Source organism: Saccharomonospora iraqiensis subsp. paurometabolica YIM 90007, assembly GCF_000231035.2.
GTDB lineage: Bacteria > Actinomycetota > Actinomycetes > Mycobacteriales > Pseudonocardiaceae > Saccharomonospora > Saccharomonospora paurometabolica.
Genome location: NZ_KI912261.1, coordinates 95,527 through 96,633 on the forward strand (window position 1 = coordinate 95,527; position 1,107 = coordinate 96,633).

1 pseudogene is annotated in these 1,107 nt (G+C 77.5%); it reads right to left on the reverse strand.

Annotation, left to right across the window (positions count from 1 at the left end):
- Positions 1-1,107: pseudogene (locus SACPADRAFT_RS29465) on the reverse strand (hypothetical protein); the annotation flags it as partial.

Below are 1,107 nucleotides of genomic sequence, written 5' to 3' on the forward strand. Positions count from 1 at the left end.
CCACCCCGTGAGCAGCGCCGCCGCCCGCGCGGGCCGGCAGACCGGCACCAGCACCAGGGCCCCCAACACCGTCGACCGCGCCACCATCAGCCCCCCGAGCGGCGCCGAGGGCTCGGGCCACAACGTCGGCTCGACGTAGTCCGGCGCGACCACCGCCGGCGAAAGGAACGCCGCGGCGGTGAGCACCAACGCCACACCCATCGGCACGACCATCCGCGTTCCCACGGCCGTCAGCCGGGCGGGATCGGCACCGACCTGCGGGTCCCGCGGCCCGGCGTCCGTGGCGTCGCGGGCCTCCTCCCGTTCGAGAAGCCCGGCCACCACGGAGGCGCAGGCCGTCACCAGGGCCGCCGCCATGGCCAGCGACGTCCACACCACACCCGGCCCCGGCGAGGCCGAACCCGCTTCCGCCGCCGTACTGGCGGTCTCCAGCACCGGGGCCCCGGCCAACGGGACGGCGACCCACACGCAGGACAGCACCGGGCGCACCGGGGTGGCCGTACGGCGCACGAACAGCAACACCGCAGGGAGCACGGTCAGCACCCCGGCCACGAGCAACAGCCAGCGGGCCGGGCTCTCCGGGGTCGGCAGCGGCGCAGGGGTGGTGACGGTGGGCGACAACGCCCCCACCACGGCGGCGACGCCGGTGAACACCGCCGCGGCCCCGGTGGCGACCTCCAGTCTGCGCCGTCCGGGCACGGCCACCTCCCGTGCACCGGTGTCCGTTCCGGACCCGGGGGTGCCTGTTCCCACCACCCCTCCCCCGGGGAAGGCGGCCACGGCCGCCAGACCCGCGGCGGCGACGAGCGCGAGCACGGGACCCGCCGTCGGCTCCGTCCCGGCCAGGGACCGGCCGGCGAGAAGGTCCGGCACCACGAGACCGGCCACGGCGAGCGCGATACCGCCGAGCCCGCCGCGCCGGAAGGCCACGGGCAACGCCGAGGTCAGCAACAGGGCGGCGCCCAACGGCAGGGCCCCCGCCACGACCAGGTGCCCGGTCAGGGCGACCGGTGGTGCCTCGAAGGCCGAGCCCGCGGGGAGGTAGGCGTCGGACGACGCGAAGGGGGCCATCAGCGTGCCGCAGGCGGCGAGCACCGCGGCCGACAG